This window comes from Ruegeria atlantica, assembly GCF_013032005.1.
GTDB lineage: Bacteria > Pseudomonadota > Alphaproteobacteria > Rhodobacterales > Rhodobacteraceae > Ruegeria > Ruegeria atlantica_A.
In genome coordinates this window covers 290208-314832 of record NZ_WQBE01000004.1, presented here as the reverse complement: position 1 = coordinate 314832, position 24625 = coordinate 290208, and the positions used below count along the sequence as shown (strand labels likewise).

Below are 24625 nucleotides of genomic sequence, written 5' to 3'. Positions count from 1 at the left end.
CCCCGGCCGCGCCGTCACTTAGTTGCGCGGCCGGGTATTTTCGCCTCGGTCAGTGAGGCATAAGAATAGGCCAGAACGCAGGCTGCGAAGCCTGCCACAAAGCCAAATACCATGGTGTATGAGTTGCTGAGGGCATAGACGGAACTGCCCAAGGCCATGCCGACCGTGCCACCCAACAGTTGAAACGTCATGGATATCCCGCTGGCCTGCCCGTGCAGATCCTGTGGCACGGCAAGCATGATGGTCCGTCGGGGCGGGACAAACAGGAACGGTACGCAACACCCCCACAAAACATAGCCAGCGAAGATCGGCGCCGTGACTTCCAGGTGCATTCCCAACGCAACCAGCACGATGGCCAGTGTCCCCAACGCTATGCCCGTCAGCGATGGGCCGCGCGTGCCAAACCTGTCGGCCACCTTACCGGCCAATGGGGCCACGAAGATCTGCGGAAACGCGATTGGCAAAAGGGCGGCCCCGGCGGCCAGCGGTGAAAAGCCAAGTTTGGTTTGAAAATACGACGCGCCGAACACAAACAGGGCAATCTTACCGAACTGCGCAGTGAACAGGATCATGTTCGAGGCCGCGAAACCCGGCTTTGCAAATAGTGATATTGCAATCAGTGGCGTTTGAATGCGTTGTTCGACCCGGACAAATAGGGCCAGCGCTACGAAGCCTGCAAGAAGCGCCATAATCACCTCGGGCTGGGTCCAGCCCCGATCTGGCCCCTCCATGATCCCGAACACCAGCGCAGCCAGACCCGGCACCAGCAGCAACAGACCCTTCCAGTCAAACCCAAGCTCAGGCTGGTGTGGTGGATCACGCCAGTAGGCCCAGGCAATCGCGGCAACAGCCAATACAATTGGCGGGTTGACCCAGAAAATCCAGCGCCACGACAAGTATTCGGTCAATATGCCTCCGACCAGTGGCCCCAGTGACAGAAAGACTGTTCCGATGCCGCCGTACAGACCAAGGGCAAGACCGCGTTCCTTTTCATCGAAGGATTGGATCAGCACCACCATCGACAGGGGAAAGATCAGCGCAGCACCAACGCCCTGAACCGCGCGGGCCGTCAGCAGCGCCAGGCCGCTCTCGGCAAACCCTCCCAACGCTGAGGATAGACCAAAGATTAAAAGGCCCACGCTCAGCAAAACCCGGATGCCCAAAATGTCGCCCAATCGTCCCGCAGCGCCGGCAAAACAGGCCAACACCAAAAGGTAAATATTGACCACCCAATGCGCATCCAACCGCGACAGAGTTAGTTCGGCCCGGATGGTGGGCAACGCGACACTGACGACTGTTTCATCCAGCAATATGACGCCAAGAATGGCCCCCATCGCGCCAAGTATCCACCAGCGGCTGCGATCTTGTGCCTTGGTTTGCATCGGTTTTTCGTCCCACCGTTGATGGATCACCGGCCCCATCAGGTCTGGTGCCGACCCGTTCGTCAAGGCGCACTCCAACAAAAAAGGGCCAGCCAAATGGCCAGCCCTTCGGTGTGAGTGTTGTTAGGTTTACTGCGGAATGTCGCCTTCCAGCCCTTCGACGTAGAAGTTCATCCCTGCCAGTGTACCGTCATCGGCGGTTTCGCCTTCGGCCAGCCAGTCGCTGCCGTCCTGCTTTTTCAGCGGACCCGTGAAGGGGTGGTATTCACCTGCGGCCATGGCGGCCTTCATCGCCAGCGCTTCTTCTTTCACTTCGGCAGGAACCGCGTCCGAGATTTCGCCAATCTCAACCATGCCTTCTTTGATGCCGTCCCAGGTGTTCACGGTTTCCCACGACCCATCCATAACAGCCTGAGTGCGCGCGATGTAGTATGGCGCCCAGTTGTCGATGATCGAGGATACGCGCGGCTTGGGGGCGTATTCGCTCATGTCCGAGGCCTGCCCGAAAGTGATTACGTTGCCTGCCTCTTGCGCGGCCGCCTGCGGCGCGGTCGAGTCAGTGTGCTGCAGGATCACGTCGGCGCCCTGTTCGATCAGAACGGTGGCGGCGTCCGCTTCTTTTGCGGGATCGAACCAAGTGTAAGCCCAGACAATCTTGAACTCGACATCCGGGTTCACCTTCTTGGCGTGAATATAGGCCGAGTTGATGCCGCGGATCACTTCGGGGATCGGGTAGGAACCAATATAGCCGACGATGTTCGACTCGGTCATTTTACCGGCGATGTGGCCCTGAACGGCACGACCTTCATAAAAGCGAGCAGAATAGACCGAGACGTTGTCGGCGGTCTTGTAGCCAGTCGCATGCTCGAACTTCACGTTCGGGAATTTCTTGGCCACGTTGATGGTCGGGTCCATATAGCCGAACGAAGTGGTAAAGATCAGGTCAGCCCCTTCCAGCGCCATCTGAGTCATCACACGTTCAGCGTCCGGGCCTTCGGGCACCGATTCAACGAACACGGTTTCAACCTTGTCACCGAAATGCTCTTCGACCGCCAGACGGCCCTTGTCGTGTTCATAGGTCCAGCCGCCGTCGCCGACGGGGCCGACATAGACGAAACCGACTTTGGTTTTGTCTTCGGCCATGGCGCTTGTCGCCAGACCCAGCGCCATGGCGGCGCTTGCCAAAAGTGATGTGAATTTCATGTGTTACTCCCCAAGTTGGTTTAATTGGCCCCTAGTGTGAGGCATGGAAGATCCGGCCTAGTGAGGCAGGTGCGCTGCTCTTGTCGGCCGAAAGGATCACAAGCACAAGGATCGTGATGATATAGGGCGACATTGCCAGATACTCGACTGGAATGGCAACGCCCGCCGCCTGCAAATTAAGCTGCAACACCGTGATTCCGCCGAACAAATAGGCTCCCAGCAAGGCGCGCCATGGCTTCCAGCTGGCGAAGACCACCAGCGCCAGGGCGATCCAGCCGACACCGGCCGTCATGCCCTCGGTCCACTGCGGGACGCGGATCAGGCTGATATAGGCTCCGCCGAGGCCCGCGCATGCGCCACCGAACAGGATCGCCATGATGCGGATCTTGATAACCTTGTAACCCAAGGCGTGAGCCGCATCGTGGTTTTCACCCACCGCGCGCAGGATCAAACCGACGCGAGTGTATTTCAGAACGGCCCACACGGCGGCTGTTAGTGCGATACCGACATACAGGATCGGGTCATGCTGGAACAGGATCGGGCCGATCACCGGGATATCGCTGATCACCGGGATGTGGATGTCACCCATGCTGGGCGGCTTGATACCTACATAGCTTTGGCCCAGAAGGGCGCTGAAACCCAGGCCAAACAGGGTTAGGGCCAAACCACTTGCAACCTGATTGGCTAGCGCGAACTGTGTCAGCAGCACAAACAGTAGCGACAGTACGGCGCCGCCGATGGCCGCCGCAATGAACCCCAGCCAGGGTGAGCCGGTTTCGACCGAGATCGCAAATCCGCTGATTGCACCCACGATCATCATACCCTCGACGCCAAGGTTCAGGACGCCTGCTTTCTCGACCACCAGCTCTCCGATTGCAGCCAGCAGCAGCGGGGTTGCAGCCACCATTAGTGACGCGATCAGAAGTACGGGATTAATTTCGCCAAGGTCCATGGGTCACTCCTTGACCAGAAAGAGGAAAACAGACGCAGCGCTTGCCGCAAGACACACAAACATCGGGGCAAGCCGGGTTAAGAAACCAAACCGTTCGGGCCAAGGACCGCTTAGGCGCTCTGCGAGTTTGTTCATGGGGTGAAACAGGACGACAATCAGCAATCCGGCGACTACCCGAGCCGTGTCGAAACTGTTCGTTGCCATATCGGTTAAAAGCAGGACGCATCCCATGAATATTGGAAAGAGCAGTCCGAGACCTACGTGAATAATCATCGCGCGGCGATCTGTTTGAATGGCGCTGACTAAGGCATTCATAACGCTACCTCGCTATGGGCCGCACGGATGCGGTAGTTGGTCAAAAGGTCGAAAGCCAGCAGGAAGAACAGAAGCATTCCCTGGAACACTTGAATGGCAGCGGCGGGCAGGCCCAGCTGAGACTGCGCGATTTCACCGCCGATATAAGTCAGCGCCATCAGGCCACCGGCCAGCAGGATACCCACCGGATGCAGGCGGCCCAGAAAGGCCACGATGATCGCGGTAAAGCCATAGCCGACGTTAAAGTCGATGCTGACCACACCCGATGGGCCGGACACTTCGAACATCCCAGCAAGCCCTGCCAGCGCACCGGACAGACCCAGACAGAACAGGATCAGACGTGCCGGGTTCACGCCTGCAAACTTTGCCGCGCGAGGGGCTTCTCCGGTCAGCCGGATGTGGAAGCCCAACATGTGTCGGTTCAGCAGGACATAGGCAAAGATCACCGCGATCAGCGCGGTCACGACACCCCAGTGCATCCCGGACCCCGCGATCAGTTCCGCATTATGTGCGCTTTCATAGGATTGCAGGTTACGCGAGCCGGGAAAGCCGAAGCCTTCAGGGTTTTTCAGCAGGCCCAGCGAGACCGAGGCCAGCATCTGTTCGGCCACGTACACCAGCATCAGCGAAACAAGTATTTCATTGGTGCCGAAGCGGACCTTTAGAAAGGCCGGAATGGATGCCCACAACCAACCGCCAAGCGCGCCAGCGATCACCATGATCGGAAAGACGTAAAACGCCTCTAGCGGATAGAAGGCCAAGCCCGCACCGGCCCCAAAGATGGCACCCATGATGTATTGACCCTCGGCCCCGATATTCCAGATACCGGCGCGGAAACCCAGCGATAGGCCAATGGCGATCAGCACCAGAGGTGCCCCTTTCACCAGCAATTGCGGACGGTAATAAAAGGCGAATTCTCCGAACAGAGGTTCCCAGAAAATAGTGCCGATTGCTTCGATCGGGTTCTTACCCAGAATGGCGAACAGAATGCCGCCAAACACCATCGTTGCCAACACCGCCACCAGCGGGGTGGCATAAGACCACGCCTTGGACGGCTGCGGCCGTTTCTCCAACACAATCATCCGCTCATCCCCCTGATTTCATTCTTTTGTAATGGATTAGACATGGGCCACCTCCATGCCATGTGCGCCGCCCATCATCAGGCCAATCTCATCCACGGTCAGGCCGGTGGTTGGGCGCGGCGCGCTCAGACGCCCTTCGTTGAGGGCGGCAAAGCTGTCCGAGATTTCCATTAATTCATCTAGATCTTGGCTAATGCAGATGACTGCGGTTCCTTTGGCCGCCAGGTCCAGAATGGACTGCCGGATCGAGGCTGCAGCCGCCGCGTCCACGCCCCAGGTGGGCTGGTTCACCACCAGAACGTCAGGGTTCTGCAACACCTCGCGTCCGATCACGAATTTCTGCAGGTTGCCGCCTGATAATGACCGCGCCGCATTTTCGGGGCCCGGCGTGCGGACGTCGAAGGCGCTGATGATTTTCTCGGCGAAACTTTTGGTTTCTGACCACTTCAGAAAGCCGTTGCTTTCCAAACCTTCGCGCACCGAACCGGTCAGCAAAGCGTTTTCGGTCAGGCTCATGTCCGGGGCCGCTGCATGGCCCAGCCGTTCTTCGGGCGCGGTCAGCACGCCCAGCTTGCGTCGGGCCGTCGGCCCCAGCTTGCCGATCGGCTGGCCGTTAAACTTGATGGCATCTGCTGTTGTCTGGATTTCACCGGACAGGACGCCCAGCAGTTCATCCTGACCGTTGCCAGCCACACCGCCGACCCCCAGAACCTCGCCCTTACGGACTGTCATGTGAACGTTCTTCAAAGCCGTGCCAAATTCCGAGGGCGACGGAACCGACAGCCCGCTTACATCCAGCGCTACCTCGCCAAATTCACGCCCCGAGCGTTCCGGTGTCTGCAAGGTCGAGCCGACCATCATCTCGGCCATGTCCCGCGCCGAGGTTTCAGAGGGCACACACTCACCTACGTTCTTGCCCAGACGCAAAATGGTGGCGTGGTCGCAAAGCGTGCGAATTTCTTCCAGCTTGTGAGAGATATACAGGATCGAGGTGCCCTCGGACCGCAATTTGTTCAGTGTTTCGAACAGGATCTCAACCTCTTGCGGGGTCAGAACCGAGGTCGGCTCGTCCATGATCAGCAGCTTGGGGTCCTGCAACAGGCAGCGGATGATCTCGACCCGCTGACGCTCGCCCGCGGATAGATCGCCAACGGTGCGGAACGGGTCCAGCGGCAGGCCATAGGTTTCCGACACTTCGCGGATACGCGAGGCCAGATCGCCCATCGGCGGCGGGTTCTCCATCCCCAGCGCGATATTTTCGGCCACGTTCAGCGCGTCAAACAGCGAGAAGTGCTGGAACACCATCGCGATCCCGTCGGCTCGTGCGGCGCGGGGTTCCGGTGGCGCAAACGCCTGACCGCGCAGCAGCATTGTTCCGCTGTCGGGCTTCACCAGCCCATAGATCATTTTCACCAGCGTGGATTTACCCGCGCCGTTTTCGCCCAGCAGGGCGTGAACTTCACCCTCACCGATGTCAAAGGACACCTGATCATTGGCCACGACGCCTGGATAGGCCTTGGTCAAACCTTGTAAGCTTAGCAGTGGAGTGGTCACGCGCTCAGGTCCTTCTTCAATTCGTTCTGCCGGGCGGGACGCAGCAGGTCTGCTGCAACGCCAACGGCGATCATTTGCGGGTGTTTGCCCAAACCGGGGTCGCCGATTGGGCAGGTGATCCGGTTAATTCGTTCGGGTATATGCCCCAGCGCCGCCAGCCTGGACCGGAATCGCGCCCATTTCGTAGCCGAGCCGATCAGCCCCGCAAAGCGGAAATCGTGTGAAAGCAGCCGGTTGCACAGCTCCAGGTCCAGATTGTGTGAATAAGTCAGCACAAGATGTTCGGCATTGGTCGGCGCGTGGCGCACCAACTCGGCCGGTTTTGCGACCGGAACCACTGTTACTCCGTTTGGAACCGTGTTCGGAAAACGCTCAGGTGCAGTGTCGACCCATGTGATTGCCAGATCGGGCAGTGGTGCGAGCACATCCACAAGTGCACGGCCGACATGACCTGCACCCCAGATCCACAGATTGCGGGCCGGTTTGTGTACCGGTTCAACCATCCAGCCGTCGATCAGTTGCGGATCGGGCGCGATACCCTGACCGCGCGCAGCCGCCAGCAGGCGTTTGACGGACAGGGGCATGTCACCTCCCGCTGCCGTTCTTGCGATGACCGTATCGTCCAGAGCGTCCACCGCGTTGGCGTCAAAGACTTCGCTAAACAACGAGACCGCGCCGCCGCAGCACTGCCCCATGTCTGGACCAAGCGCATGATGCGTCAGGCGCGAGGATACGATTTGGGTTCGTGCGGCCTGGGCTGCTTCGTATTCAAGTACGCCACCCCCGATTGTACCGCTTTGCCCATCCTTCCAAACCAGCATAGCGGCCCCAACTTCGCGTGGGGACGACCCTTTGATCGCCGCGATGACCACCCGAGTTACTTTCCCATGGGTTTTGACCGCCTCCCTCAAAGCCTCCAGGTCGAATCCCATCAGATGCCTCCCTTCACCCTTTGGACGCCGCGCCAGACTTCTTCGGCCGTGGCAGGCGCATCCAGTGCCGGATAGCTGTCTCCACAAGCCGCCACCGCGTTGGACAGTGCCAGCCAGGCGGAAATTCCCAACATAAAGGGCGGCTCACCCACCGCTTTTGAGCGATAGATCGTGTCTTCGCGGTTCTGTCCGTCCCAGAGTGCGACGTTGAAAATGTCGGGTCGGTCCGAACAGGCGGGGATTTTGTATGTAGACGGCGCATGCGTGCGCAGGTTGCCCTTGTCGTCCCAGACCAGTTCTTCGGTCGTCAGCCAGCCTGCGCCTTGCACATAGCCACCTTCTACCTGCCCGATATCCAGTGCCGGGTTCAGCGATGCACCCGCATCATGCAGGATGTCGGTGCGCAGAATGCGGTTCTCTCCGGTCAATGTGTCGACGGCAACCTCGGTGATCGAAGCACCATAAGCAAAGTAGTAAAACGGGCGGCCCCGACCCTTGATCCGGTCCCATTCGATCTTAGGCGTCTTGTAGAACCCGGTTGCCGACAGACTGATGCGCCCTTGATACGCCAATGCAGCGGCTTCGGCGAAGGTATAGCGTTCTTCGCCGACCGAGACGTGGCCATCCGTGAAGGTAACGCTGGACGGATCAGCCTGATGCCGTTCGGCCAGATAGTCGGCCATCCGATCGCGGATCGTGTCGCACGCGGCCTTCACCGCCATGCCGTTCAGGTCACTGCCCGAAGACGCGGCCGTGGCAGAGGTATTCGGCACCTTGGCCGTGTCTGTGGCGGTGATCTTTACCAACTCGAGCGGAATGCCAAAGCGCGAGGCCGCAACCTGCGCGACTTTCTGGAACAGGCCCTGGCCCATTTCTGTGCCGCCATGGTTCAAGTGGACCGAACCGTCCTGATACACATGCACCAGCGCACCCGCCTGGTTCAGGTGGGTCAGCGTGAAGGAAATCCCGAATTTCACCGGAGAGAAGGCGATGCCTTTCTTGATCACGCTGTTTTCGGCGTTCCACGCCGCGATCGCCGTCTTGCGCGCGGCATAGTCGCTGGATTTCAGCAGCGCTTCGGTCATGCCATGCAGTTCGAAATCGGTGACTTCCATGCCGTAGGGCGTTGTATTGCCGCCTTCCGGCACCGGGCGCACGGGCGGAGCGGTCTCAACCTGCTCAACAGCGCCAAGGCTTGTCAGATCCTCATGCGGATCGACGCGTTCCAACGGACGCTTCGCCAGATGTTCAGGTTCCATGGTTGGCGGATGGGCAGGGTCGTAATAGTTCCGGCGGCGCAGCTCGACCGGGTCCAGACCCAATTCATAAGCGGCGTGGTCCATGACCCGTTCAATCGCGATCATGCCCTGCGGGCCGCCAAATCCGCGGTAGGCGGTGGCGGATTGGGTGTTGGTTTTCAGCCGGTGGCTTTCAATCCGCGCATTAGGCAGCAGATAGGCATTGTCCGAATGCAGCATGGCACGGTCAGCGACCGGCAGGGACAGGTCCTGTGCCCAGCCGCAGATGGCGTATTGCAGGAAGGACACGCCCTGAATATGGCCATGCTCATCAAAGCCTGCGCGATACGAAATCCGGAACGCATGGCGCTTGCCGGTGATGACCATGTCATCGTCGCGGTCATAGCGCATCTTGCAGGCCTTGCCGGTTACACGCGCGGCAATGGCACAGGCCACGGCCAGCGCGTTGCCCTGGCTTTCCTTGCCGCCGAACCCTCCGCCCATGCGGCGGGTTTCGACCCGGACGGCGTGCATTGGAACTCCTAGAGCGTCGGCAACCTTGTGCTGAATCTCGGTCGGGTGCTGGGTCGAGGAATGCACCAGCATATCCGCACCTTCGTTCGGCACGGCCAGGGCGGCCTGACCCTCCAGATAGAAATGTTCCTGCCCGCCGAGCTCAAAGCCCCCGTCGATCACATGGGTCGCGCCCGCGATAGCCGCATCCGCGTCGCCCTTGGCATAAATGCGCGGGCCTTCCTCGAACCGGCTATTGGCAGCAAGCGCCTCTTCGACCGTCAGGATTGGGGTTTCTTCGTCATAGTCGATCTTGCCCAGCCGTGCAGCCTTGCGGGCGGCCAGATGGCTGGTGGCGACCACCAGAAAAACGGGCTGGCCGATATAGTGAACGGTGCCGTCAGACAGCAGCGGCTCATCATGGATCGAGGGCGAGACATCGTTGGCAAAAGGCAGGTCATCGGCCGTCATGACCATCTCGACGCCTTCGGCTGCTTTGACCGCGGACAAATCCATCGCGGTGATCTTGCCCTTGGCAATCGGGCTCATACCGAACGCCAGATACAGCGTTCCCTTGGGCGTCGGAATATCATCTACGTAGCGGGCGGTGCCGGACACATGAAGCGGTGCTGCGTCGTGGGGGAGGGGTTTTGTCACGCTCATGCCGACACCTCCAGCACGTTGGTCACGTGGCCCTGATCTTCAAGGTAATACCTTTCCAGCAGCGCCTTGGCCGTCTCAAGCCGATAGGTGGCCGAGGCGCGCATATCCGTCATTGGTGTGAAGTCATCGTCAAAGGCCAGCATCGCAGTATGAACCGTTTCACGTGTCCATGGATTGCCGTTCAACGCGGCCTCGACTTGAGTGGCGCGTTTTGGGACGCCGGCCATGCCGCCAAAGGCGATGCGCGCCTGGTCGACGACACCATCTGAAACGGTGATGTTGAAACAGCCACACACGGCCGAGATATCCTGATCGAACCGTTTGCTGATCTTATAAGCCTTCAGGCGATCCGCCTGACGGGGGAAGCTGACGGCCTCGACAAACTCGCCGGGGGTGCGGTCCTGTTTGCCGTAGTCGATGAAGAACTCCTCCAGCGGTATCGAACGGCGGTCGTTGCCCTTGCGCAGATGCAGGGTGGCGTTCAGGGCAATCAGCGCGGGCGGGTTGTCCCCGATTGGGGAGCCATTGGCGATGTTGCCGCCGACGGTGGCCGCGTGGCGCACCTGAACGCTGGCATAACGGCGGATCATCTCGGCGTACGAGGGGTGCAGATCGGTCAGCGCCTCGCCCATGCGGTTCATATCGACCATGGCCCCAAAACGAATTTCATCGTCCGCTATTGTAATGTCTTTCAGATCGTCACAGCGATTCAGGAAGATCACCGGATCAAGATCGCGCAATTGCTTGGTGACCCACAGCCCTACATCGGTTGCGCCCGCGACCAAAATGGCATCTGGGTGTTCGGCATAGACCGCGGCCAATTCGTCAGAGGAGCCCGGCAGCATGGGCATCGTGGCAGATGTAGAACCAGGTTTGTCCTTGACCCAAACGGGCACGGGGTGTTCTTCGGCGGCTTTTGCTGCCCGAATGATCGGGGCGTATCCGGTGCAGCGACAAAGGTTCCCCGCCAACTGCGTGTCATGTTCCTTTGCGCCGCTCGAATGGCTGGCCACCATCGACATCACGAAACCGGGGGTGCAAAAGCCGCATTGCGATCCATGCAGATCAACCATGGCCTGCTGCACCGGATGGGCTTCGCCATTTGGGCCACTTGCACCTTCGACGGTACGAACCGCTTTGCCGTGCAGTTGCGGTAAAAACAGGATGCAGGAATTCAGCGCCTTGGCGCCGCCTTCATCCGTGACCATGACGGTGCAAGCCCCGCAATCACCTTCGTTGCAGCCTTCCTTGGTGCCGGTCAGGCCCCGATCCTCGCGCAGCCAATCCAGCAGGGTCGCTGTCGGATTGACATCCGCCAGTTCCACTGTCTCTCCGTTCAGAAGAAACGTGATATCCATTCGAGAAACCCGTCGCCTTACCCGGTTGCGCCCCTGTGGCCCTCCTTCGATGCGACGTAGAAAGAGTGGCGGGCGGAAAGCTTGCCATTAGATGTTAGAAACAGGGCAGGTTATCTGGCAAGAAAAACTGCTTATATGATGTACCATTAGGACCGTTTTGCGAAAAAACACCGGGTTTCTGTAATATTCAGGCATCTGAAATTAAAGTGTTTTCTGTCAATCCAACGAATTTCTGCCCGAAGCACCTTCTGTAAAAACCGAACAATCGGTTTTGATTTTTTAAGCTTTCAAAAGCATCGGTTCCCGCTTTTGCCGCGCCGCTGGCTGGGATAGCGTAGGCGGTATGAGCAGCACCACACGATTCATTCACCTCCGCGTTCACACCGAATATTCCCTGCTGGAAGGCGCCGTACGGCTGAAAAAACTGCCCGCATTATGCGAAAAAATGGAGATGCCAGCCGTCGCCGTGACCGACACCAACAGCATGTTTTCGGCTTTGGAGTTTTCGGTCACCGCAAGCGGGGCAGGGGTGCAACCGATTATGGGGTGCCAGGTTGATCTGACCTATGTGCATGCGCAGCCAGGTGAAAAGCCGAAAATCCCGGCTCCGCTGGTGCTGCTGGCGCAGTCCGAGGTCGGATATGAGAACCTGATGAAGCTGAGTTCCTGTCTTTACGTGGACAAGGGCGGACAGCTTCCGCAGGTCACCTTGGAAGAACTGGCACAGCACTCGGACGGCCTGATCTGCCTGACAGGTGGGCCGGACGGGCCGGTGGGTATGTTGCTGCAGCAAGGCCAACGCCCGGCGGCTGAGGCTTTGGTGGATCGGCTGGCGGGCATGTTCCCTGATCGTCTTTACATCGAGTTGCAACGCCATCCGGGTGAGGGTGGCCAGCCCGAGGCCGAACACCTGACCGAGCGTGGGCATGTCGAAATGGCCTATGCCAAGAACCTGCCGCTGGTCGCCACCAATGATGTCTTTTTTCCCACTTCGGACATGTACGAGGCCCATGATGCGCTGATCTGTATTTCGGAAGGGGCGTATGTCGATCAGCAGGACGGACGCCGCCGTCTGACTGCGCAGCATTACTTCAAGTCGCAGCAGGAAATGGTGACATTGTTTGCCGATTTGCCCGAGGCGATCGAGAATACGGTGGAAATCGCCAAACGGTGCGCCTTCATGGCCTATCGCCGCGACCCGATCCTGCCGAAATTCGCCGATGACGAGGTCGCCGAACTGCGCCGCATCGCCAATGAAGGTCTGCAAAAACGTCTGGTAGTTATCCCGCATGCGGTGACGCCCGAGGAATATCAGGAACGGTTGGATTTCGAATTGGACATCATCGAAGGCATGGGGTTTCCCGGCTATTTCCTGATCGTTGCTGACTTTATCCAATGGGCGAAAGACGAAGACATTCCGGTGGGGCCGGGGCGGGGTTCGGGTGCGGGCTCGCTGGTGGCTTATGCTCTGACGATCACGGACCTTGATCCGCTACGTTATTCACTGCTGTTCGAACGGTTCCTGAACCCCGAACGGGTTTCAATGCCCGACTTCGATATCGACTTTTGTATGGACCGCCGTGAAGAAGTGATCCGCTACGTGCAGCAGAAATACGGCCGCGATAAGGTGGGGCAGATCATCACTTTTGGTGCCTTGCTGTCCAAGGCCGCCGTGCGCGATATCGGGCGAGTGTTACAGATGCCCTATGGCCAGGTGGATCGTCTGTCCAAGATGATCCCGGTCGAGGGTGTCAAACCCGTCTCCATCGAAAAAGCGTTGAAAGACGAACCCCGCCTGCGCGAAGAGGCCCGCAGTGAAGAGGTCGTGGACCGGCTGCTTACCTATGGCCAGCAGGTCGAGGGTCTGTTGCGGAACGCCTCGACCCACGCGGCGGGGGTAGTGATTGGGGACCGTCCGCTGGACGCGCTGGTGCCACTGTATCAAGATCCGCGCTCGGATATGCCTGCAACCCAATTCAATATGAAATGGGTGGAACAGGCCGGTCTCGTCAAGTTCGACTTCTTGGGTCTGAAAACCCTGACCGTAATCCAGAATGCGATGGATCTGATCTTCAAATCCGGTCGACCCCTGCACATCGCCGCCGATAGCACGGAACTGTATGAGCCCGCCGAGGGGGCCGAAAACCAGATCAACGCTATCCCGCTGGATGACGAAGCGACGTATAAGCTCTATTCAGCCGCCAAGACGGTGGCGGTGTTCCAGGTGGAATCGTCGGGTATGATGGATGCGCTGAAACGCATGAAGCCCACGTGTATTGAGGATATCGTGGCGCTTGTGGCGCTCTATCGCCCGGGGCCAATGGAGAACATCCCCACCTACTGCGAGGTCAAGAATGGGCTTCGCAAGATTGAATCCGTACATCCTCTGATCGACCACATCCTTGAGGAAACCCAAGGCATCATCGTCTATCAGGAACAAGTGATGCAGATCGCGCAGGTGATGGCTGGGTACAGCCTTGGTGGCGCGGACCTGTTGCGCCGCGCGATGGGTAAGAAGATCAAAGAGGCGATGGATGCCGAACGCCCCAAATTCGAAAAGGGCGCGGGTGAGAATGGCGTGGATGCCAAGAAAGCCTCTGAGGTTTTCGACCTGTTGGAAAAATTCGCCAACTATGGTTTCAACAAATCTCACGCTGCCGCTTATGCAGTGGTCAGCTATCAAACCGGTTGGCTAAAGGCGAACCACCCGGTCGAGTTCATGGCGGGTGTCATGAACTGCGATATCCATCTGACCGACAAACTGGCCGTGTATTTCGAAGAGGTTCGCAAGGGGTTAGAGCTGCCCTACGTGCCGCCCTGCGTGAACCGATCTCTGTCAACCTTTGATGTAGTCGACGGGCAGTTGGTCTATGCGCTGGGCGCGCTCAAGAACGTGGGCGCCGAGGCCATGACCCTCGTGGTTGATGGCCGCGGCGACAAGCCATTCGTCAACCTGTTCGACTTTGCCCGCCGGGTGGACCTGAAGAAAGTCGGCAAACGCCCGCTTGAAATGCTGGCGCGGGCCGGGGCATTCGACCAGCTTGATAAAAACCGCCGCCGTGTGTTCGAAAGCCTTGATCCGCTGGTACAATACTCGGCGGCGATCCACGACCAAAAGAACTCGAACCAGGTATCATTGTTCGGTGAGGCTGGCGATGATCTACCCGAACCCCGCCTGTCGCAGACGCCGGACTGGCTGCCTGCAGAACGCCTGAGCGAAGAGTTCAAAGCCATCGGTTTCTATCTGTCCGGTCACCCGCTGGACGACTACATGCCCGCGCTGAAACGCAAGAAGGTCATGACATTGGATGAGGTGACGGAACAGGCGCGCTCGGGTCCGTTTATTGCCAAGATGGCCGGTGTGGTGTCTGGGCGTCAGGAACGCAAATCGGCCAAGGGCAACCGCTTTGCTTTTGCGCAATTGTCTGATCCAAGTGGGGCGTACGAGGTCACGCTGTTCTCGGAAACCCTGGAGAAATCGCGCGAGTTTCTAGAGACCGGATCGCAAGTGGTGCTGACCGTCAAAGCCGAAATGGAATCCGATCAGCTCAAGTTGCTTGCGAATTCTGTTGGGCCGGTTGATTCTGTAGTTGCCGAAGCAGGCGCAACGGGGTTGCGAATATTTGTTGACGTCCCCGAGGTGCTTCCGACGGTCGCCAAGGTTCTAGAAGACGCGGCTGGTGCAGCCAAGCGCGCGGCCAAAGGGCCGATCCACATCTGTCTGCTGGATCCCGGTCTGCCGGGGGATGTTGAGATGGATCTGGGACAGGATTTCCCAATCAATCCGCAGATCAAGGGGGCCATTAAATCTTTGGATGGCGTCACCATGGTCGAGGAAATCTGACCCACCCTTTTGTTGCCACAGTGTTTTTGCGCCGCTAGGCTGGACTTATGCCCCGTTTCGGGGTGTGTCACAGGAGGGCACAGCTATGGCAATTACAGCTATTGGGTTCAGAACATTTGCATTGGCAGCCGCTGCGTCACTGGCGGTGGCGTCCGGGTCGCTGGCAGATGACAAGGATGACAAGAAGAAAAAGCAAACGATCGAAGGCGCTTTGATCGGCGCGGGCGTGGGCGCGTTGATCGGCGACGGCAAGGGTGCAGCCATCGGTGGTGTGGCCGGGGCCATTATCGGACATAACTGGAAGTGATTGTGATGCGGTTTGTTAGATTCAGAATGCTTGTTTGCGCCGCAATCCTGGTGTCTCCGAGCGTGGCGATGGCCGATGATGCGGCTGAACAGATGGTGCAGGACGCATTGCCTGTGATGCACTATACCTGCGCCTCGATTGCCGAGGAGGCGGACGGGGATGAAGCCTTTGTTGTAGAGGTTGTTGGTAAGATGACGGCTCTGTCCCTCTATAATCGCCAGATCAATATCGAAGATCACGCGACCACGGACGAAGAAAAGGCCCAACTGCGTGAAGCTTTCATAGCCGCACTGTCGGAAGGCTGCGCCGCGGATAAGCATGCCCTCTTGGGCGGGGTGGTCGACAACGCAGTGAAAACAACGCTGGGTCTGTGATCAACGGTTTTCCATATCTCTGACCAGATTTCAGGATTGAGAATTCAGTCGGGTGACCGCAGTGCGGGCAGCCCGACGCCAGTGCTCTCGAACCCGCCATCGGACGCAATCACTTGGCCAGTTACATAGCTGGCCTTGTCCGAGCAAAGAAATAAGATCACCTGAGCGATCTCTTCTTCCGAACCATAACGGTTCAGCGGAATGGCGTCATGATACGCGTTGATGATTTCGGGTGTGTGAACGGCCATCGCCAGCTTGGTACGAACCGGGCCGGGACAGACGCAATTGGCTCGAATCCCGTATTCTCCCAATTCTGCGGCTTGCTGTTTGGTCAGGTGGATGACGCCAGCTTTTGAAGTGCCGTACGCAACACGTAGGGTGCTGGCCCGCAGTCCCGAGATCGAGGCGATATTGACAATAGAGCCCCGGCTTTCGCGAAGGGCTGGAGTTGAAGCCTGTGAAACCAGAAACACACCGTCAAGATTGGTTTCCATGACGCGGCGCCACACCGCAAAGTCGTGTTGCTCGATTGGTCCAAAATCGGCGATACCCGCATTGTTCACCACGGCGTCAATTCGTCCAAAATTCGACATAACGGCCTGTATTGTATCGTCCACCTGATCTGGATCTGAAACATCGGCAACAATCGGCATCGTGCCATCAAGATTGCTCGCCGCCTCGGTCAATGCTTCCGCATCACGATCGACCATCGCCACGTGCCACCCGTCCTGGAGAAACAGTCTTGAGGTAGCCAGCCCAATACCGCGCGCGGCACCGGTAACCAGAGCGAGTTTTTTGACCATTAAATTTCTCCGGTTATTTGGTTGCTGTGAATGCAACCCGTTTCACCAATGAGACTGAAGAAATAGAACTTCAGCCTCTTGATAAAGGTGGTACACAAAAAGCGCTCAATAATGCGGCGGACGTTCGTCTCCGAACACAACACCACCTGATCCTTCCTGCGCCCGTTCGCTTTCGCGACGCATCAGCATCTCGACCCGGCGGGTCAGGCGGTCGATCTCGGATTGCTGGCGGGTGACAACCGTGTTTAGTTCTTCGACCGTGCGGGTCAGATGGGCGATCTGCTCTTCCAGATGCTGCATAGGGGACTCCTTCTTTGCCGGTCATAGCGACACGTGAGGCCCAAGGCCAGCGAAAGCGCGCCTTGCCCCGATGCGGGCCATGAGATAGACCGCGCGCGGAACACTAAACGCCCAAGGACGCCCCACATGGCCAAGCCCAAGAAACAGCCCCGCCCCAAGGCAGTAACGCCAAAAGGGTTCCGCGACTATTTCGGCCAGGAAGTCACGCAGCGCACCGAGATGCTGCGGGCTATTGCGGACGTCTATCATCGATATGGTTTTGATGCCTTAGAGAGCAGCGCGGTTGAGACCGTTGAGGCGCTGGGCAAGTTTCTTCCCGACGTGGATCGCCCGAACGAGGGTGTGTTCGCGTGGCAGGAAGTGGACGAGAATGACAAGGGCGACTGGATGGCCCTGCGCTATGACCTGACCGCGCCACTGGCCCGAGTCTATGCGCAGCACCGCAATGATCTACCGACACCTTATCGCCGCTATGCGATGGGCCCGGTCTGGCGCAACGAAAAGCCGGGTCCGGGACGCTATCGTCAGTTTTACCAGTGTGACGCGGATACTGTGGGTACGGCCTCGATGGCGGCCGATGCCGAGATTTGCGCCATGTTGTCGGACACGCTGGAAACCGTGGGCATCCCGCGCGGCGACTACTTGGTACGGGTCAACAACCGCAAAGTTCTGAACGGCGTGCTTGAGGCGATGGGACTGGGCGAAGACGCTGCTGCCCGCGACAATGTCCTGCGCACGATCGACAAGTTCGACAAGGTGGGTGAGCAGGGCGTGCGCGAGTTGCTGACCAAAGGCCGTCTGGATGCCTCGGGGGCGTTTATCGACGGCGTGGGCCTCAGCGACGATCAGGCCGAACCAGTGATTGCTTTCCTGACTTCGAAAGACGCAGACACCGCTGGGACATTGGCCAACCTGCGTGCTGCTGTCGGTGACAGCAAGATCGGTGCCGATGGTATTGCCGAACTGGAACAGATCGGCGCGTTGCTGGATGCGGGCGGCTACGGTGCGGATCGGATCGAGATTGACCCTTCAGTCGTTCGTGGCCTCGGTTACTATACCGGGCCGGTGTATGAGGCCGAACTGACCTTTGAGATTTTCGACGAGAAAGGCCGCAAGCGGCAGTTCGGGTCGGTCTCTGGCGGTGGTCGCTATGACGATCTGGTCAAGCGATTTACCGGGCAGGAAGTGCCTGCGACCGGTATTTCCATCGGTGTCGACCGTTTGCTGGCCGCGTTGCGCGAAAAGGGTCGGATCGCTGCGCAGGCGACAGGCCCCGTCGTTGTGACTGTCATGGACCGGGATCGGATGGCCGACTATCAGACCATGGTGGCCGAGCTGCGCAATGCTGGCATCCGGGCCGAGGTCTATCTGGGCAATCCCAAGAACTTTGGCAATCAGCTGAAATATGCGGATAAGAGGAACTCTCCGATCGCGGTGATTGAAGGCGGCGATGAAAAGGCCAATGGCATCGTACAGATCAAAGACCTGATCCTGGGTGCGAAGATCGCCGAAAGCGCCACGCTGGAGGAATGGAAAGAACGCCCAAGCCAGTTTGAAGTGCCGCGTGGCGATCTGGTCGCCAAGGTGCGCGAAATTCTGGACAGTCAGGACTGATCCATGGCTAACCGTTCCCAGATACAAGCCCGCGCCGCGATGATGCGGGTCCGGTTCGAGGCCGCTGGCGCACAGGTCGTCGACCCGCCCCTGTTGCAACCAGCCGAAACGCTGCTGGACCTCTATGGCGAAGATATCCGTGCCCGCGCCTATGTGACCTCGGATGCGCTGCGCGGCGAGCAGATGCTGCGCCCAGATTTCACGCTGCCAGTCGTGCAGATGCACATGAGCGATGGGGCTGAACCCGCGCGCTATACTTATTCCGGTGAGGTGTTCCGCCGTCAGGAGCACGACCCGGATCGGTCAAACGAATACATTCAGGTGGGGTACGAGGTCTTTGACCGCGATGATCCCTCGGGCGCAGATGCCGAGGTTTTTTCGCTGTTCGCCCTTCAGCTGCGCGGGCTGCCGTTGCGTGCGGCGACCGGCGATATTGGTATCCTGATGGCTGCGGTTCAGGGCCTGCGCACCACGGATCGCCGCAAGGCCGCCCTGATGCGGCACCTGTGGCATCCGCGTCGTTTCCGCAATCTGCTGGATCGGTTTGCAGGGCGCAAGCCGGTGCCAGAAGGCCGTAATGCCTTGCTGGATTCCCAGGACCCGCTGGCCATTGATGTGCCGATGATCGGCAAACGCCGCGCAAGCGAGATTGAGGCGCGGATCGAAGCCTTGCGCGAAGACCGCGACATCCCGCCGATTTCCGACAGCGAACTAGGCGGGTTGGAAACTTTGCTCAACGTGCGCGAAACCATGCCTTTTGCGTTAGAGCAACTGCGCGATGTGGCGGTAGACCTGCCGCAGATTACCCCGGCGCTGGACCGTCTTGAGACACGCGTGGCCGCATTGCAGGCGCGTGGCGTCGATGTCGAGCGGCTGGACTTCGAAGCAGCCTATGGCCGTACTTCCATGGAATATTACGACGGGTTCGTCTTTGGCTTTTATGCCGAGGGACGCCCGGACCTGCCTCCGGTTGCCACGGGCGGGCGGTATGATGCGCTGACCCGGCAATTGGGCAATGGTGCTGAAATCCCTGCTGTGGGTGGCGTGCTGCGCCCTGACCTGATCCTGGAAATCGAGGAGGGCGCGCAATGAGCCTGAAACTGGGCGTGCCCTCGAAGGGCCGGTTGATGGAGAAAACCTTCTCGTGGTTTGAAAAGCGCGGCATTACCCTGTCGCGCAGTGGTTCGGATCGGGAATATGCCGGTAAGGTCGAAGGGATTGAGGGCGTATCACTGATTCTGCTGTCTGCAGGGGAAATTCCGCGCGAACTGGCGGCTGGGCGCATTCATCTGGGCGTGACCGGTATTGATCTGGTGCAGGAAAAGCTGCCGCGCTGGGAACAGCAGGTGGAAGAGGTGTCACAGCTGGGCTTCGGTAAGGCTGACCTGATCATTGCGACACCGGCCTGCTGGGTGGATGTCGACACGCTGGACGATTTGGACGCTGCTGCAGCGGCCTTTCGCAAGACCCATGGCCATCGGCTGAGGATTGCCACCAAGTACCACCGGCTGGTGCGCGAGTTTCTGACCGATGCGGGCGTCGCCGATTACACCCTGGTCGACAGTCAGGGTGCGACCGAGGGCACGGTGATGAACGAAACGGCCGAGGCGATTGCGGATATCACTTCGACCGGTGAAACACTGCGGGCAAATCACCTGAAGATTCTGTCGGACGGAGTGATCTTACGGTCGCAGGCGACGCTGTGGCGCAGCAGGGTGCCCAACTATTCAGCCGATGACAAAGCGGTTCTATCCAAGTTACTGGATCAACTGACCTGATCAAAGCACTCCGATTTCGGCCAGCGCGCGGTTCAAATCATCGGGCAGGGCGTCGTCCTGCTCGCGCCCTTGTGGCAGATCGGCAGGGGTGTCTTCGGGTTTCAAATAGCGCCAACCCTGAAACGGGCGCTTCAGAGCGGTTTGCGTACGGTGCACCTCTGGATCAAGCACGATGGCGCAACGGCGGATGCCGTCCTCACCGCGCACCTCATCCAGCCGCAGAATGCGCTGACGGCATTGGATTACACCCTTGATCACCCAATAAATTGACCCGCCGTTCAAAATCTCGGCCTCGCGCTTGGGCCACATGCGGGTGACATGGCGCGGGCAACCATCCTCGTACAGCGGTTTACGGCTGTCCTGCCACGCGATCAGCGTGTCTACACTTTCCGATCCGACCGAGAGTTTTATCAGGTTTACGTACTTATCCACAGCTTTCCCACAGAGTCGTCCCAAGGCCCACCTTTATATTGTAGCCTGATGACCGGCGTCATCAAGGTGTTGTGGTGGACGTGTGATTTAGGATAGTCTGGATACCTCTTTCAGTACAGGGAATCACCAATGAGCCGCTTTGCCGCCCCCATCGCCGAGCAGATCTGGGACATGAAATACCGCTTCAAACAGGCGGATGGCACACCGATCGACCAGACAGTCGAAGACAGCTGGCGGCGCATTGCCCGCGATTTGGCACGAGTGGAAAAAGATCAGGGGCATTGGGAAGATAAGTTCTTTGAAGCGCTGGAAGATTTCAAATACCTGCCCGCAGGTCGTATCACTGCGGGCGCAGGTACTGCACGGCAGGTGACCCTGTTCAACTGTTTTGTCATGGGAACCGTTCCCGACAGCATGGGCGGTATCTTTGACATGCTGAAAGAGGCTGCGTTGACCATGCAGCAGGGTGGGGGGATCGGCTATGATTTCTCGACCATCCGCCCGCGTGGGGCTGATGTGCATGGGGTGGCCGCCGATGCCTCGGGGCCGTTGTCGTTCATGGATGTGTGGGACGCGATGTGCCGCACTATCATGTCGGCGGGTTCGCGCAGGGGTGCGATGATGGCCACCATGCGCTGCGATCACCCAGATATCGAACAGTTTATCACAGCCAAATCCGACCCGGCCCGCCTGCGCATGTTTAATATGTCGGTGCTGGTGACCGACCCTTTCATGGAAGCCGTCAAAGCCGACGGCCCGTGGGATCTGGTCTTTGGTGAAAAGGTCTATCACACCGTTCAGGCGCGCGATCTGTGGAACAAGATCATGCAGGCCACCTATGACTATGCCGAGCCGGGCGTGATCTTCATCGACCGCATCAACCAGGCCAACAACCTGAGCTATGTGGAAACAATCGCCGCCACCAACCCATGTGGTGAACAGCCCCTGCCGCCATATGGCGCGTGTCTGCTGGGCTCGATCAACCTTGCGCGATTGGTAGCTGAACCTTTTGAGGATGCGGCACACCTGGATGAGGCCGCATTGCAGGATCTGGTCGCCACCGCCGTACGCATGATGGACAATGTGGTCGACGCGTCGAAATTCCCGCTGCCGGAGCAGGCGGCCGAAGCGCAAGCCAAACGCCGCATCGGGCTGGGTGTGACAGGTCTGGCCGATGCATTGTTGATGAAGGGCCTGCGCTATGGCTCGGACGAGGCGGCGCGTCAGACCGAGCGCTGGCTGCACGCGATCGCCCGCGCCGCGTATCTGGCGTCGGTGGACTTGGCGAAGGAAAAAGGGGCGTTCCCCTTGTTCGATGCCGAGAAATTCCTGGCCAGCGGCACGATGCAGCAAATGGACGAGGATGTGCGCGATGCGATCCGTGAACATGGCATCCGCAATGCATTGCTGACCTCGATTGCGCCCACAGGGACGATTTCCCTTTACGCTGGGAACGTGTCATCGGGAATCGAGCCGGTCTTTGCTTATGCCTATACGCGCAAAGTTCTGCAGAAAGACGGCTCGCGCACCGAGGAAGAGGTGGTGGACTATGCCGTGCAGATGTGGCGTGACAAGTTCGGGGACGCGGAATTGCCCGACTATTTCGTCAATGCGCAGACGCTACCACCGTCCGATCACGTCAAGATGCAGGCCGCGGCGCAGAAATGGATCGACAGTTCGATTTCCAAGACGATCAACTGCCCCGAGGACATCAGCTTTGACGCGTTCAAGGATGTTTACATGCAGGCGTGGGATCAGGGGTGCAAAGGCTGCACCACCTATCGACCGAATGACGTGACCGGGTCGGTGCTGACCGTTTCGGAAAGTGCCGACACTGCGCCGGGCGAAAGCGCCGCTGCGCCGCATGAGGTCGATGGAGGCGAAGTCGTGTACATGTCCGAGCCTTTGGATCGTCCGCAGGCGTTGGAGGGGTCGACCTATAAACTGAAGTGGCCCGATAGCGAGCACGCGATCTATCTGACCATCAATGACATTGTCATCGGCGGTCGGCGTCGCCCGTTCGAGGTGTTCATCAACTCGAAGAACATGGAACACTACGCTTGGACGCTGGCGCTAACCCGGATGATCTCGGCTGTGTTCCGGCGGGGCGGGGATGTGTCCTTTGTGGTCGAAGAGTTGAAGGCTGTGTTTGACCCGCGCGGCGGAGCCTGGGTTCAGGGCAAATACATCCCGTCGATCCTGGCCGCGATTGGTGGCGTGATCGAGCAGCACCTGATCAATATCGGCTTTCTTGAAGGGGAAGGCATGGGGCTGAAATCCGACCCTCAGGCGCAGGTGGTCAATATGGATGCGCCACGCGGCAAAGCCTGCCCGTCCTGTGGTCAATTCGATATGGTGATGATCGAAGGTTGCATGACCTGCCGCAGTTGTGGGCATTCCAAGTGTGGCTGAGTTAGAAATCCTAAATCAACAAAAGTTGATCGATTCTGGCGGGAAAATACCCCGCCAGAAGTCAATAGTTGAATCTCAAAGGCCACAATTTCGTTAACATTACATTAACGTCTCTTTTCCGCCTTAATTTACGTTGATAAGGGTAGCCCAGTACGCAGTGATGGGTTTAAGGGTACAGGCGGTAATATGAGAACCGGACAAAGCGGTCGTATAGCCATTTTTTGGAGGCAAACGGAAATCGATGGACTTGAGGCAGCGCCCTTGTCCTTTTTGAGCGTCGGAGCTGCCTGGTCGTGGCGCGGACAGGCACGATTTTTGAAGAATTCCTCTGTGCAGATGCTGGAAGGAGCCGAAGACATTGGTTCCGACTTAGCGACGCTGAGCCATTGCGTGCATGTTCAAAACCTTTCAGAGGAAGCGAGTGGCCTGCTTGTGTTGACCAACGGTGCGCAAACTTTCACAGCGGCGTTGTTCCCAGTTGCTGGCGAATCAGCCCCGATGCTGGTCTTCGAAGGGGATTGCCCAGAGCGGGATCAGGATTTCTGGATTAGTGAATTCGCCGAATCTGCGGGCCAAGGGAACGAAGCAACCGGGATGGATGAGACTGTCATAGCGTTCCCATCCCGATCCACTCCGGTCCTGGATGATCAAGATCAGCAGAGGGCGGTTTCTGTCGGACGCAGAGCTGACTGATCCGCAGGTAAACCTCGAATTCAATGGAAATTCCAATGTAGCATGGCATGGTGTGTTGACTCTGCCGGTTTCGCGGATATAAGCGCGGCTTCATTGGTGTTGGTGGCCCCCGCAAGGGGATGCCTGTCATGGGGGAAACCTCAAGAGGACAACGCCCTTCATAGTGGTCCGTCTGGACCTCGACCTTAAGAAGGAGATCAGCCGTGACCAAACGCACGTCTGCCAAGCACAAAATCGACCGCCGGATGGGCGAAAACATCTGGGGTCGTCCGAAATCCCCGGTCAACCGCCGCGAATACGGCCCCGGCCAGCACGGTCAGCGCCGCAAGGGTAAACTGTCGGACTTCGGTCTGCAGCTGCGCGCCAAGCAGAAGCTGAAAGGCTACTATGGCGACCTGACCGAGAAACAGTTCCGCCGCATCTACGCAGAAGCCGTCCGTGTGAACGGTGATACTGGTGAAAACCTGATCGGTCTGCTGGAGCGCCGTCTGGACGCTGTTGTTTACCGCGCCAAGTTCGTGCCGACCGTGTTTGCTGCACGTCAGTTCGTGAACCACGGACACGTCAAAGTGAACGGCAAGCGGGTCAACATCCCCAGCTACCGCGTCAAAGAAGGCGACGTAATCGAAGTGCGTGACAAGTCCAAGCAACTGACTGTTGTTCTGGAGGCTGTTGCTTTGGCCGAGCGTGATGTGCCTGACTACATCGACGCAGACCACTCGAAAATGACCGCGACTTTCGTGCGCGCACCGGGTCTGGGCGATGTGCCGTACCCGGTCATGATGGAGCCGAACCTGGTCGTCGAATTCTACGCGAAGAACTAATCTTCGCCGAGACGCAAAATTTAAAGGGCCGCGCTTTCAGCGCGGTCTTTTT

At 58.5% G+C, this 24625-nt stretch carries 21 protein-coding genes; 9 read left to right on the top strand and 12 right to left on the bottom strand.

All coding sequences use genetic code 11. The features are described 5' to 3' along the window. Nucleotides 1–14: 14 nt before the first annotated feature. From GOX21_RS10730 to xdhA, 9 genes are all read right to left on the bottom strand, one after another. Entirely contained in the window at nucleotides 15–1448 is a 1434-nt protein-coding gene (locus GOX21_RS10730) for an MFS transporter (protein ID WP_170374178.1), read from the bottom strand. Nucleotides 1449–1511: 63 nt separating this feature from the next. Further along, nucleotides 1512–2585 (bottom strand): BMP family ABC transporter substrate-binding protein, encoded by a 1074-nt coding sequence (locus GOX21_RS10725; RefSeq protein WP_170347786.1) that lies wholly within the window; start codon nucleotides 2583–2585, stop codon nucleotides 1512–1514. A 31-nt stretch (nucleotides 2586–2616) separates the two neighbouring features. Beyond that, nucleotides 2617–3537, bottom strand: coding sequence for an ABC transporter permease (locus tag GOX21_RS10720; RefSeq protein WP_170374180.1), 921 nt, complete (start codon nucleotides 3535–3537; stop codon nucleotides 2617–2619). A 3-nt stretch (nucleotides 3538–3540) separates the two neighbouring features. After that, entirely contained in the window at nucleotides 3541–3852 is a 312-nt protein-coding gene (locus tag GOX21_RS10715; RefSeq protein ID WP_170347788.1) for a hypothetical protein, read from the bottom strand. Next, on the bottom strand, nucleotides 3849–4934 hold the full coding sequence (locus GOX21_RS10710; RefSeq protein ID WP_170347789.1) for an ABC transporter permease: 1086 nt from the start codon (nucleotides 4932–4934) through the stop codon (nucleotides 3849–3851). Before GOX21_RS10710 ends, GOX21_RS10715 begins: the two co-directional genes overlap by 4 nt. Nucleotides 4935–4970: 36 nt before the next feature. Further along, nucleotides 4971–6488, bottom strand: a complete 1518-nt coding sequence (locus GOX21_RS10705) for an ABC transporter ATP-binding protein (protein ID WP_170347790.1) — start codon at nucleotides 6486–6488, stop codon at nucleotides 4971–4973. Further along, nucleotides 6485–7420 carry a xanthine dehydrogenase accessory protein XdhC gene (gene xdhC / locus GOX21_RS10700; RefSeq protein WP_170374182.1) on the bottom strand — a complete coding sequence of 312 codons (936 nt, stop codon included), beginning with the start codon at nucleotides 7418–7420 and terminating at the stop codon, nucleotides 6485–6487. Before xdhC ends, GOX21_RS10705 begins: the two co-directional genes overlap by 4 nt. Beyond that, on the bottom strand, nucleotides 7420–9834 hold the full coding sequence (xdhB, locus tag GOX21_RS10695; protein WP_170374184.1) for a xanthine dehydrogenase molybdopterin binding subunit: 2415 nt from the start codon (nucleotides 9832–9834) through the stop codon (nucleotides 7420–7422). The genes xdhC and xdhB overlap by 1 nt, the downstream gene beginning before the upstream one ends. Further along, nucleotides 9831–11192 carry a xanthine dehydrogenase small subunit gene (gene xdhA, locus GOX21_RS10690; protein WP_170374186.1) on the bottom strand — a complete coding sequence of 454 codons (1362 nt, stop codon included), beginning with the start codon at nucleotides 11190–11192 and terminating at the stop codon, nucleotides 9831–9833. Before xdhA ends, xdhB begins: the two co-directional genes overlap by 4 nt. 343 nt (nucleotides 11193–11535) lie before the next feature. On the opposite strand from xdhA, the gene dnaE reads away from it, so the two are divergent. The 3 genes from dnaE to GOX21_RS10675 all read left to right on the top strand — a co-directional run bounded on the left by dnaE (nucleotide 11536) and on the right by GOX21_RS10675 (nucleotide 15717). Beyond that, entirely contained in the window at nucleotides 11536–15036 is a 3501-nt protein-coding gene (gene dnaE, locus GOX21_RS10685) for a DNA polymerase III subunit alpha (protein ID WP_170374188.1), read from the top strand. Between the two features lie 85 nt (nucleotides 15037–15121). Continuing rightward, nucleotides 15122–15343: a YMGG-like glycine zipper-containing protein gene (locus GOX21_RS10680; protein WP_170347795.1), complete on the top strand. Its 222-nt coding sequence runs from the start codon at nucleotides 15122–15124 to the stop codon at nucleotides 15341–15343. Nucleotides 15344–15348: 5 nt separating this feature from the next. Continuing rightward, nucleotides 15349–15717 (top strand): YmgD family protein, encoded by a 369-nt coding sequence (locus GOX21_RS10675; protein ID WP_170374190.1) that lies wholly within the window; start codon nucleotides 15349–15351, stop codon nucleotides 15715–15717. A 44-nt stretch (nucleotides 15718–15761) separates the two neighbouring features. On the opposite strand, the gene GOX21_RS10670 is transcribed toward GOX21_RS10675, so the two are convergent. Together GOX21_RS10670 and GOX21_RS10665 are read right to left on the bottom strand one after the other, a co-directional pair. After that, nucleotides 15762–16520 (bottom strand): SDR family NAD(P)-dependent oxidoreductase, encoded by a 759-nt coding sequence (locus GOX21_RS10670; protein WP_170374192.1) that lies wholly within the window; start codon nucleotides 16518–16520, stop codon nucleotides 15762–15764. A 105-nt stretch (nucleotides 16521–16625) separates the two neighbouring features. Further along, nucleotides 16626–16820, bottom strand: coding sequence for a SlyX family protein (locus GOX21_RS10665; protein WP_170360583.1), 195 nt, complete (start codon nucleotides 16818–16820; stop codon nucleotides 16626–16628). Between the two features lie 126 nt (nucleotides 16821–16946). On the opposite strand from GOX21_RS10665, the gene hisS reads away from it, so the two are divergent. The 3 genes from hisS to hisG are packed head-to-tail and all read left to right on the top strand — an operon-like array spanning nucleotide 16947 to nucleotide 20212. Then, the gene (gene hisS, locus GOX21_RS10660; protein WP_170374194.1) at nucleotides 16947–18434 is read left to right on the top strand and encodes a histidine--tRNA ligase; all 1488 of its coding nucleotides are present in this window, start codon (nucleotides 16947–16949) and stop codon (nucleotides 18432–18434) included. 3 nt (nucleotides 18435–18437) lie between these two features. Continuing rightward, nucleotides 18438–19526, top strand: a complete 1089-nt coding sequence (locus tag GOX21_RS10655) for an ATP phosphoribosyltransferase regulatory subunit (protein WP_170374196.1) — start codon at nucleotides 18438–18440, stop codon at nucleotides 19524–19526. After that, nucleotides 19523–20212: an ATP phosphoribosyltransferase gene (hisG, locus tag GOX21_RS10650; RefSeq protein WP_170374198.1), complete on the top strand. Its 690-nt coding sequence runs from the start codon at nucleotides 19523–19525 to the stop codon at nucleotides 20210–20212. The genes GOX21_RS10655 and hisG overlap by 4 nt, the downstream gene beginning before the upstream one ends. On the opposite strand, the gene GOX21_RS10645 is transcribed toward hisG, so the two are convergent. Beyond that, nucleotides 20213–20644 carry a DUF1489 family protein gene (locus tag GOX21_RS10645; protein ID WP_170347801.1) on the bottom strand — a complete coding sequence of 144 codons (432 nt, stop codon included), beginning with the start codon at nucleotides 20642–20644 and terminating at the stop codon, nucleotides 20213–20215. A gap of 129 nt (nucleotides 20645–20773) precedes the next feature. On the opposite strand from GOX21_RS10645, the gene GOX21_RS10640 reads away from it, so the two are divergent. The 3 genes from GOX21_RS10640 (at nucleotide 20774) to rpsD (ending at nucleotide 24573) form a co-directional block, all read left to right on the top strand. Next, nucleotides 20774–23056 (top strand): adenosylcobalamin-dependent ribonucleoside-diphosphate reductase, encoded by a 2283-nt coding sequence (locus tag GOX21_RS10640; protein ID WP_170374200.1) that lies wholly within the window; start codon nucleotides 20774–20776, stop codon nucleotides 23054–23056. 315 nt (nucleotides 23057–23371) lie between these two features. After that, the gene (locus GOX21_RS10635; RefSeq protein ID WP_170374202.1) at nucleotides 23372–23749 is read left to right on the top strand and encodes a hypothetical protein; all 378 of its coding nucleotides are present in this window, start codon (nucleotides 23372–23374) and stop codon (nucleotides 23747–23749) included. A 203-nt stretch (nucleotides 23750–23952) separates the two neighbouring features. Next, nucleotides 23953–24573 (top strand): 30S ribosomal protein S4, encoded by a 621-nt coding sequence (gene rpsD, locus GOX21_RS10630; protein ID WP_170374204.1) that lies wholly within the window; start codon nucleotides 23953–23955, stop codon nucleotides 24571–24573. Nucleotides 24574–24625 lie beyond the last annotated feature (52 nt).

Excerpts from the sequence above, each read along its gene's own strand:
- GOX21_RS10725 (WP_170347786.1), bottom strand. The coding sequence starts at position 2,585 with ATGAAATTCACATCACTTTTGGCAAGCGCCGCCATGGCGCTGGGTCTG.
- GOX21_RS10720 (WP_170374180.1), bottom strand. The coding sequence starts at position 3,537 with ATGGACCTTGGCGAAATTAATCCCGTACTTCTGATCGCGTCACTAATG.
- GOX21_RS10715 (WP_170347788.1), bottom strand. The coding sequence starts at position 3,852 with ATGAATGCCTTAGTCAGCGCCATTCAAACAGATCGCCGCGCGATGATT.
- GOX21_RS10710 (WP_170347789.1), bottom strand. The coding sequence starts at position 4,934 with ATGATTGTGTTGGAGAAACGGCCGCAGCCGTCCAAGGCGTGGTCTTAT.
- xdhC (WP_170374182.1), bottom strand. The coding sequence starts at position 7,420 with ATGGGATTCGACCTGGAGGCTTTGAGGGAGGCGGTCAAAACCCATGGG.
- xdhB (WP_170374184.1), bottom strand. The coding sequence starts at position 9,834 with ATGAGCGTGACAAAACCCCTCCCCCACGACGCAGCACCGCTTCATGTG.
- xdhA (WP_170374186.1), bottom strand. The coding sequence starts at position 11,192 with ATGGATATCACGTTTCTTCTGAACGGAGAGACAGTGGAACTGGCGGAT.
- dnaE (WP_170374188.1), top strand. The coding sequence starts at position 11,536 with ATGAGCAGCACCACACGATTCATTCACCTCCGCGTTCACACCGAATAT.
- GOX21_RS10680 (WP_170347795.1), top strand. The coding sequence starts at position 15,122 with ATGGCAATTACAGCTATTGGGTTCAGAACATTTGCATTGGCAGCCGCT.
- GOX21_RS10675 (WP_170374190.1), top strand. The coding sequence starts at position 15,349 with ATGCGGTTTGTTAGATTCAGAATGCTTGTTTGCGCCGCAATCCTGGTG.
- GOX21_RS10670 (WP_170374192.1), bottom strand. The coding sequence starts at position 16,520 with ATGGTCAAAAAACTCGCTCTGGTTACCGGTGCCGCGCGCGGTATTGGG.
- GOX21_RS10665 (WP_170360583.1), bottom strand. The coding sequence starts at position 16,820 with ATGCAGCATCTGGAAGAGCAGATCGCCCATCTGACCCGCACGGTCGAA.
- hisS (WP_170374194.1), top strand. The coding sequence starts at position 16,947 with ATGGCCAAGCCCAAGAAACAGCCCCGCCCCAAGGCAGTAACGCCAAAA.
- GOX21_RS10655 (WP_170374196.1), top strand. The coding sequence starts at position 18,438 with ATGGCTAACCGTTCCCAGATACAAGCCCGCGCCGCGATGATGCGGGTC.
- hisG (WP_170374198.1), top strand. The coding sequence starts at position 19,523 with ATGAGCCTGAAACTGGGCGTGCCCTCGAAGGGCCGGTTGATGGAGAAA.
- GOX21_RS10640 (WP_170374200.1), top strand. The coding sequence starts at position 20,774 with ATGAGCCGCTTTGCCGCCCCCATCGCCGAGCAGATCTGGGACATGAAA.